The 9,199-nt window shown below is 51.2% G+C and carries 8 protein-coding genes; 1 reads left to right on the top strand and 7 read right to left on the bottom strand.

The features are described from left to right. Positions 1 to 2,655, bottom strand: a complete 2,655-nt coding sequence (locus tag B9Z46_RS07390; RefSeq protein WP_108255318.1) for a zinc-dependent metalloprotease — start codon at positions 2,653 to 2,655, stop codon at positions 1 to 3. Positions 2,656 to 2,828: 173 nt separating this feature from the next. On the opposite strand from B9Z46_RS07390, the gene B9Z46_RS07385 reads away from it, so the two are divergent. Beyond that, complete coding sequence (locus tag B9Z46_RS07385) at positions 2,829 to 3,728, top strand: diacylglycerol kinase family protein (protein ID WP_158268409.1); 900 nt, start codon at positions 2,829 to 2,831, stop codon at positions 3,726 to 3,728. A 17-nt stretch (positions 3,729 to 3,745) separates the two neighbouring features. On the opposite strand, the gene B9Z46_RS07380 is transcribed toward B9Z46_RS07385, so the two are convergent. The 6 genes from B9Z46_RS07380 to B9Z46_RS07355 form a co-directional block, all read right to left on the bottom strand. Beyond that, positions 3,746 to 4,156: a hypothetical protein gene (locus tag B9Z46_RS07380; RefSeq protein WP_146179235.1), complete on the bottom strand. Its 411-nt coding sequence runs from the start codon at positions 4,154 to 4,156 to the stop codon at positions 3,746 to 3,748. Between the two features lie 47 nt (positions 4,157 to 4,203). After that, a complete protein-coding gene (locus B9Z46_RS07375) occupies positions 4,204 to 4,677 on the bottom strand; it encodes a TlpA disulfide reductase family protein (RefSeq protein ID WP_233245939.1) in 474 nt (157 codons plus the stop codon). A gap of 68 nt (positions 4,678 to 4,745) precedes the next feature. Next, a complete protein-coding gene (locus B9Z46_RS07370) occupies positions 4,746 to 5,654 on the bottom strand; it encodes an FAD:protein FMN transferase (protein WP_108255314.1) in 909 nt (302 codons plus the stop codon). After that, positions 5,654 to 6,853 (bottom strand): DUF3570 domain-containing protein, encoded by a 1,200-nt coding sequence (locus tag B9Z46_RS07365; RefSeq protein ID WP_233245938.1) that lies wholly within the window; start codon positions 6,851 to 6,853, stop codon positions 5,654 to 5,656. The genes B9Z46_RS07370 and B9Z46_RS07365 overlap by 1 nt, the downstream gene beginning before the upstream one ends. Beyond that, positions 6,840 to 7,058 carry a DUF4266 domain-containing protein gene (locus B9Z46_RS07360; protein ID WP_108255312.1) on the bottom strand — a complete coding sequence of 73 codons (219 nt, stop codon included), beginning with the start codon at positions 7,056 to 7,058 and terminating at the stop codon, positions 6,840 to 6,842. Before B9Z46_RS07360 ends, B9Z46_RS07365 begins: the two co-directional genes overlap by 14 nt. Before the next feature lie 41 nt (positions 7,059 to 7,099). Next, positions 7,100 to 9,154: a prolyl oligopeptidase family protein gene (locus B9Z46_RS07355; protein WP_233245937.1), complete on the bottom strand. Its 2,055-nt coding sequence runs from the start codon at positions 9,152 to 9,154 to the stop codon at positions 7,100 to 7,102. Positions 9,155 to 9,199 lie beyond the last annotated feature (45 nt).

Here is a 9,199-nt window from a genome sequence, read left to right as displayed (position 1 = left end):
TCAAGGTGCGGCGCGCTGCATCGAGGCCTTTAAGGTGGCATTCAATGAATCCAGTGCATCTGCATAATGCGCACGCGTTGTTTTGGAAATGCCTGGTTTAGCGATGGCCTTTTCCAGCAAACTGACCAATTGACGCGCGTTCTCGCGCATGATGCTGCGGGCGTCTGCTGGCCAAGGTCCGGCTGGTTTGACCAAGACATCCGTCATACGGCGCAGCTGCTCGCGCTGTAAGTTGCGCCGTATGAGACTGGTCTCTTGGCCCGTTTTGGCTTCAGACCAAATAGCGTCTTGCAATGTGTCATAAACGTCAGCCAAACCTAAAGTTTCTTTAGGGTCGTTGACCTTCATACCGACCTCTGCCAAGCGATTGGCGACTGAGGAAGAGTACACATGGTCTAGGATGCCTTTTTGGACGTTAGCGACCAAAGAGGCGACCGAAGTTTGCAAGTTACTTGGATTATCGATGCGCTCTAATCTGTCTGTTGCAAGCCGTGCAATGAATTCAGGTTTGAATTTAAAACTTTCAACACCCAAAAAATCTTTGGTAATCAAGTTCAAAGCCTCTCGCTGCTTAGCGGCTGCTACAGGCTCAAACATCGGCTTCGAAGTGCCAGCTCTTACACGTCTAGTATGAACACCGCCAATGTATTTTGCAGCGAGGGGGGCCACATTCGCCACTTGTGCAAACCCACTTCGGAAGCTTCGCGTAAGGCGTTCGTAACTGTCGCCGGTAGCCAAATTCATATTTTGCAAACGATCCCACAACTCTCTAGATAGTTTCATGCGCAGTTTGTAATAGGCGAGTGGATCAGACCCTAGGTCAAAACGATTCACCATGGGATCAATTCCAATCACATTACCGTAACCGGCGTCTTCGTCTGTATCAAACTGTAATTCAGGTTGAGTTGACTTTGCCAAAATCTGCGCAAGCCCTTCAGACTCTTGTCCAGGCGGAAATTGTCTGTAACCAAATTCGACAGCCCAATAGTCATAAACACCTAAAGTAGACATGACATATTCGCCCTGCTTTTCACCTTTGGGCGCAATGTTGAATGGCGAATAGTCCATGACAGATGCAGCAATGCCATGGATTTTTGTATGCTCCGCGTCGTGAACTTTTTTCAGGTCATTCAATGTAGAAGCCCTGAAGTTATGGCGCAACCCGATGGTGTGGCCGACCTCATGCATGATGGTTCTCTTCAAATATGCTTTTGCCAAAGCTTCAGCCTCTGGACCATCCAACTCAACACCTCTGGCCTCCAACAAATCTAAAGCGTAATTGAGCTCTTGCGCAGAAGTCTCAGCCTCCTCACACATTTCACCATCCTGCCCACGAGGTCTGGCCAAATCATCAACGACCCACCGTCGTGCACTGCGCGTAAAACCATCTGACATGCCAATGTCAGCATCTAAGATTTCACCGGTTCGCGGATCTGCTTGCGAAGGTCCTATTGCAAAGCCTACATCTGCACCCGTAAACCACCGAATGGATGCATGACGTGCATCCATGTTATTGAAGTCGTCATTGTCTTGCTGTTGTTTTACAACCAACGCATTTTTAAAACCTGCTTTTTCGAAAGCCTTGTTCCATTCAAGAACACCTTCTGTCACAGTTGCTCGATATTTCAAAGGTATGTTTTTATCAAGCCAATAAACAATAGGTTCTTTAGGCTCAGAAACAACCGCAGAAGGATCCTTCTTTTCCAATCGCCAACGTTTCAAGTAATGCGTTTTCGATTTAATTTTGGCATCTGAAGTTAAGTCAGAACGAGCAACAGTAAAGAAGCCGACTCGCTCATCTGCCAATCTTGTAGCCATGGGATCAGGCAATGGCATCATGCTGTAATAGAAAGATACAAACATGCTGCGAGGGTCTGGCGTGGCAGTGGGCGGAGGCGGCGATGGCACAGGCGAAGGCATCATCGGTGGCGCCGATAACTTAGGCACTGCAAAATGGGCTCTTACTTCCAAACCTGTTAGTAATGGCGTGTTCTTGGTAGAACTGAACGAGGTGTTTCGAGTATCAAGACTGAATGGCATGCGAAACGCGTATTCCAAGCCCGTTTGATAACCAGGAATGTCCGAGAACAACAGCGCGTTAGCCTCAATCAAAATAGATTTGGTTTCAGGATTCGGTGCTGACACGACAGCCGCGCTGCTCATCAAACTGTCAGAGAAAGACTCAGACACAAACTGCGCTTGCGGTGTGCCCTCTTTGGCAAAAAACTGTGTGTTCTTGGCAATCAACTGAACCTGATTGCCCACCTTTTGAAACTCCACCAACTTGGAGCCGCCCATTTGGCTGCCATACAAACCACGCTCGCCAATGGAGCGTGGCACGTTGTAGGAAAAGAAGAAAGGCTTGCCTAATTGAGAAGGCAAGATTTCAATCCAAACCTTGTCGTCCTTTTGGTGCAATGTGAAAAAACCAGGCTTGGACTTAGCGTCTTTCAAAATGTCTTTCATAGGCCTTAGAGCACCGGGAGCGGCTGGCGGTGTGGCAGACGCGGCAGTGGGTGCCGACGCGTTGGCTGGCGGTGTTGCAGGCGCAGCAGGCGATTGCGCTTGCACTGAAGACCAGGCCCATAAACTCAAACAAGCTGCCGACAACAGTGAATATTTAAAACGGTTTAATTGACATGCAATGCGAGCCATGAGAAGTCCAAGTTCAAAATTTGAATGATTTGCGCATTCTAAAGAGACCTTGACTGGGGTTAATACCAAGCCCTGATGGGCTTAGGGTTAAGTTGCATCAGTGGTGACCTCATCGTGAAAAAAAAGGGTTTGCACGTCTCATGCATTGGCTCACAAACTTGCACAATCTAGGCATGTCGACACTTATCCTAATCAACCCTCATGCGGCAGGCGGGCGAGCCCGGCGACTCTTGCTGCCTTTGGATGTTTGGCTAACTGCGCTTGGACATGAGCAGAAGCCCGATATCGTGATGCCCGAAAGTTTGCACGAGGCGCACCATGAAATTGCCAAGCGCCTCCATGGGTCGAAGATTGTGGTGGTGGGCGGTGATGGCACGCTGAACCAAATGTTGCCCAGCCTGATCAGCGGCAAGCATGTGATTGGCTTGGTACCTTATGGCAGTGGCAATGACTGCGCGCGTGCATGGGGTTTGCACAAGTTGTCTTGGCAGGACGCACTGTCCTTTGCATTGAGTGGTCCAGCCAGTGCCATCGATGTGGGGCACATTCAATTGAACCATCGCGATCCGCATTATTTCCACTCCAGCTTGGCGGTGGGATTTGATGCGTCTGTGGGCAATCGCGCTTTGGCGGGCCCTAAGTTTTTAAGAGGTCTGCCAAGGTATTTGTTGGCCACATTGCGCGAACTATTGCATTTAAAAAACTGGCCTTTGAAGGTTCAAGCTGATGGTCATGTGGTGCATGAAGGCAATTGCTTGCTGGCGTCTGCTTTGAACACCCCTACCTATGGCGGCGGCATGCCGGCTGTGCCGCATGCCATGGTGAACGATGGCCAGCTGAACTTGTTGGTAGGTGGCAGCTTTAACCGTTGGCAAACGCTGTTGATGTTGCCGCGTTTGTTAATTGGCAAGCACTTGGGCCATGCGCGCATTCAATGCGTGGCCTTTACTGAGGCCACCCTCACATGCCCTGCGCCTGTGCCCGTGGCAGCAGATGGCGAGACCCTGGGCTTTGCAACACACATTCAAATTACGTTGCTGCCCGGTGCATTACAAGTCGTCAAGAAGACTTAATTGGGGTCAGATCAACATTAATTGGCACCCAACTTCACATTGCCCGTAAACAAACTGAACCCAGCCCCCAGCACCACCTTCTCCAAAATGTTCTCAGAAGGCGTGCCCAACCCACCGCAAGCTTTTGAGACATGGGACGCATCCAAATGGTCCAGCGCATCCAGGCCCATGTTCACACCCAACAGGGGCAACAAATAGCTGCCCCCACTCAGCAACAACAAGGTGGGCGTTGCAATGGACCGTGTTAGTTTGATGTCGTCGTGCAAAGGCGCCAACTCAAATGAGCGCTGGCATGCGGCGTCTTTGTATTGCGGGCCATGGGGGCTGATGCTCTCCGCCATGTTGCGCGTTTGGCTGGCACAGCCAGTCAAATTCACAGACAGAAAAACCGTTACCAACAAACCAATCAAGCTGACAAATCGGCGCATGACGCAAGCTCTCCAGAATTTGCTTGGCATCATAACTGGACAGGTTATCAGAGCCCCATCAAAGCCAAAATCTTAGCCTCCAACTGCCCGGTCTCTTCCGTCCTGAACCCTGAGTGCACAAACAACACCTTCCCCTCCGGACTCACCAGCATGGAAGTTGGCATGGTCTTAATGGCCAAGGTCTTGGCCGACAAACCCTGTGGGTCATAAGCCACCGTAAACTGCGCTGGCGTGTGCACCAAAAACTTATCGGCATCGGCTCGTCTAACGTCTACATTCACGGCTACAACCTTCAAACCCTTAGGACCTAATTTAGCCTGCAAGGCATTCATCCAAGGGAAGGATTGCCTGCAAGGACCGCACCAAGAGGCCCAATAGTCAATGTAAACAAACTGCCCTGGCGCAGATTGCACTTCTGCCAAACCCAGAGCAGGCAAACTCTTTCCAGGTTCAATGGCGAAGGCGCGACCGGCCTGCAAAGTCAGAGCCAGCAACAGAGCAGCAATCAATTTGAATTTCATAAGAAGCAGTTTAATGGTGCAAGGCTATAGGGTCACGACATTTTTCAAACGCATCCCCTCTAAGTCGCCTACTGACGCATGTGTACTTTGCCAGCGTGATCTATTGCCAAGAAGTCAAACCCAGTAGCCTGCAAAAATGCCAGACCTTCTTCTTCTTTCAGCATGGTCATGGTGCTGGTACATCCCGCCACCACGGCCGCAGGCGCCGTCACACTCACACTACGCCAATACTTGACAGGCCGCCCTGTGAAAGGATTAAGCACATGACAGTAGCGCTCGCCGTTCAATTCAAAATAGCGTTCATAGTCACCACTGGTGGCTAAACCACCTTGCGTAATCGGCAAAGTGGCTACCACTTGATTGGCATGCCTTGGGTCTTGAATGCCGATCATCCAGGGCTCACCCGTAGGTTTAGGGCCTAGAAATCGCATATCCCCAGCTAAGTTTACGTAGCCACTGACCACACCCTGCGCTTGCAGCACTTGTGCGGCTCTGTCGGCAGCATACTCTTTGCCAAAGCCGCCCAAGTCAATTTCCATTCCAGCAGAAGGCAAGGCAATGCTTTGATCTTTCAGCACCACTTTATGCCACCCTACTTTGGCACGCAAAGCATCTAACGTTTCAGTAGAAGGTATTGCGGGCACTTGGAAATTCCAAGCTTGCCGAAACACACCCGACGTGATGTCAAACAAGCCCTGACTTTGTTCGTGCAATTTAGATGCATATTGCAACAAAGCCCAAGTTTCATCGTCGCATACCACGAGCCTCAGACCAGCTTGCTGATTGATGTTGGCAATCAATGATTCGGTCGTATAGCGTGAGTATTTTCTTTCTATGCGCAGCACTTCATCGATGGCCATCTGCGCCAAGCGTTGGGCATCATGCACACTGCTGGCCGCCAACACGACCTCACAAGCACTGCCCATGGCCCTGAAGGGGCACCTGTGAACAGACCAACTTGAAACTGTGCGCGTCATCAAAATGTATGTGTGATGCCCACTTGAATACTGCGCGCATAAAACGGCGCCAATCCCTGACTGCCCGAGCCAGTGAACTTCCAAGCAGCCTTTTGTCCATATTGCTCCACCTTCAAATCGACTGCGGTGTCTAAGCTCAACTGACGCGTCAATTTAAGGCCCATGGTGATGGCACCAAAAGCACTGAGTCGCTGGTCTTCAGAAAAATGGACAGCATTGGGCAATGGACTTGGTGGAAATGGTGCAATGCGCGGGTCAACTTCCACATAAAAGCGGGCCGCATTTTGTGAATACAAACGCAACTGAGGCGCCACGCGCCAATCACTGCCAAAGCGTTGCACCCATTCAGCATCTAAGGTGTGTGAGCGAATGCCCCACGTGTCTGTGTAGTAGCGATAGGCCAAGCGAGATGTGCCGCGCCATTCTGAAACATGGTGATTCCATCGGGCCTGAAACGTTTGATGTTGACGCTCTCTGGGGCGCTCGTCGTAGATTTTGTAGGGATCTGAAAAGTAGCCACGGCCGCTGTAGTGCCCCAGGTTAACTTGCACGATGTCGTCCATGCTGAGCACTTGCGTCACGCCCAGCAACAGGTCTGCACCTCTCTTTTGTTCATGGGTGACAATGAAGTTGGCAGGTTGAATTGCGTCGCGGTTTAAACCCAAACCCGCAGTCCAAGTGGTATTTTTATCTTCTGACACTTGGGTGGCCAAAACAGACACAGCCCGCGAGACGTAATCATTTTCGCCGGAGTGGCTCATCCCCACTGTGAAGGTACCGTGCGGCAAGTAACGTGTGAGCGAGGTGTCAACTGCACGCCGAAAATCTTTCATGCCAGACAAAGCTTGCGTGTGATACGCAGGCGATGCGCCTGAAATGCTGTCCGTGATAAGTGTGCCCGCCACGGACCACTCAGCGTTGAGCGGCACCATCAGGTTGGTGGCACTGGCTTTGACGCGAATGCGATCGTCGAACGCCGAGGCCCCTGACTTGCTGTAACCCGAGTTGCTGCCACTTGCGCCAGCCTCACTGGCAATTTGTTGACGCTCTTGGTAGTTAAGGTATTTGAAACTGAGAGTGCCTTTTTCTGGGGCCGTTTCGGCGTGGGCCACACCCATCACGCAGGGCAAGGCCATGGCGGCACTCAGCAATGCAGCGCCCAGTTCAGTGCTTTGTGAAGAGGTTTTAGTTGCAACCACAGCCGCCTCCGCCTACGCCCGACCCGCCTGCCGATGCTTCTTTGCTGCTGTAAATGTGCTCTTTGTAACCGCGCTCGAGCGGGTCGTCGTCAAAGGTCATTTCTGGCAATGCCAAATTGCCTTTTTGCCATGCCGCCACAGGCTGAATGTGCGAGCACGCTTGCAAGACCAACAGGGCCATCAACGCCAAGACTTTGGCACACATGCAGCTTGTCCTTGTTAAATTTAACTGGGGTCAGAGTAACATTATTTTCCGCCCAAAGCATTCCACAAGAAGGTATTTTCTAGCGCCACCAAATTAGCCCGCTGCGCGTTATCAGCAGCCCCGCCATGACCACCCTCGATGTTCTCGAAATACAGCACTTCATGACCTTGCTCGATCATGCGAGCAGCCATCTTGCGCGCGTGCCCTGGGTGCACCCGATCATCTCGCGTGGAAGTTGCAAAGAGCACCTTGGGATACTTCACACCCTGCTTCACATTCTGATAAGGACTGTATTTGCTGATGTAGGCCCATTCCTCAGGCTTGTCCGGGTCTCCATACTCCGCCATCCAACTGTTACCTGCCAGCAGTTTGTGATAACGCTGCATGTCTAACAAAGGCACGCTGCACACCACAGCGCCAAACAACTCGGGCCGCTGCACCATCACCGCACCTACCAAAAGGCCGCCATTACTGCCACCCATGATGCCTAAATGCTTCGGCTGGGTAATGCCCGCCTTGATCAGATCCTCTGCCACTGCAGCAAAGTCATCGTAACTTTTTTGCTTGTTCTGCTTGATGGCACTTTGATGCCATGCAGGGCCAAACTCGCCACCACCACGGATGTTGGCCACCACGAAAACGCCACCGCGCTGATACCAGGTGGTGCCCCATCCGCCACTGTAAAACGGCGCCATGGAAATTTGATAACCGCCATAGCCATACAACACGGTGGGGTTGGTGCCGTCTGACTTGTAGTTCTTGGGATACACCACAAAGTAAGGCACTTGGGTACCGTCCTTTGAAGTTGCAAAGCGCTGCTCGGTGCGCATGCCTTGTGAATCAAAAAACACCGGATTGCTTTTCAACAAGTCACGTTCATCACTGCCAGCCTTGCCCAGATACAAACTGGCTGGGGTTAAGAAGTCGAGGTACGACATCTGGTAATGATTGGCCAGGGGATCATCTTTCACAAAGGGATCGTGCATGCCCCTGGCACTGAGGGTGCCCGTTAAGGGAACTTTCACATCGCGCCGCTGCCACTGACCCTCTTTGAATTGAAGCTCTTCAATTCGCCCGGCCACATTTTCCAAAATATTCAGCAACACGTGATCGCGTGTGGTGCTGAAACCCTCACGTGACAAAGAACGTGTGCCTGTGGGCTCAAAAAGCACATGGTAGCTGCGTTTGCCATCCATCAATTCATCAAACTTAATGGCCAACAAACTGCCATTTTTGTAAGTGCGATTGTCAACTTGCATGTCACGTTTGAGAAGCAGGAAAGCCCACTCACGGTGCCAAGACAATGACGCATCGCTTGGTTTGTCAATTTTGACCAAGCGGCCATTGATCCACAAACTGATTTCGGTATTGTAAAAATCTGTGGACCGACCCACGATGGTTCGCTCGAAGCCAGGTGTCATGTCTACGCTAGCAAAAGCAGACACATCACTTTCTTGTCCTTCAAAAATGATGGTAGCTGATGACAGCGGCGTACCTCGCTTCCATTGCTTGATGACCCGCGCATAGCCACTCTTTGTCATGCTGCCAGGGCCGAAATCCGTCCCCACCAACAGCGTGTCAATGTCCACCCAATCCAATTGGGACTTAGCCTCAGGAACTACAAACCCATCTTTGACAAATTCGCGCTTTGAAACATCAAACTCGCGCGTCACTTTGGCATCCGCACCACCGCGCGACAAAGAAATCAGGCAACGGTTGTAATCTGGCGCCAAACAATCTGCACCTGCCCAAACCCAGTTTTCATTTTCTGTTTTAGCCAGGGCATCTAAATCTAGAATTACATCCCACAGCGGCTGAGGCTTTCGGTATTCGTCCAAGCTGGTGCGACGCCACAGCCCTCTTGGATTCTTGTCGTCTCGCCAGAAGTTGTAGAGGTAATTTCCCCTGCGGGTGACACCCGGAATTTGATCGCGGTTATTGAGGATCGCTAAAACTTTGGCCTTGTTGTCTGCAAATAAGGGCTGCGCTTGAAGCAGCGATGTAGAAACCGCATTGCGTTCGCGGACCCAAGCCAAAGCTTTGTCGCCCTGCACTTCTTCTAGCCAAAGATAGGGATCATTTAAAGCTGAATTCACAGGCTGGGCCTTTGCAAAAAATGCGCACAACAACGTGACTGCGCC

This window comes from Limnohabitans sp. Hippo4, assembly GCF_003063605.1.
GTDB lineage: Bacteria > Pseudomonadota > Gammaproteobacteria > Burkholderiales > Burkholderiaceae_C > Limnohabitans_A.
The sequence above is the reverse complement of the archived record's forward strand: the minus strand, read 5'-3'. Positions and strand labels throughout refer to the sequence as shown.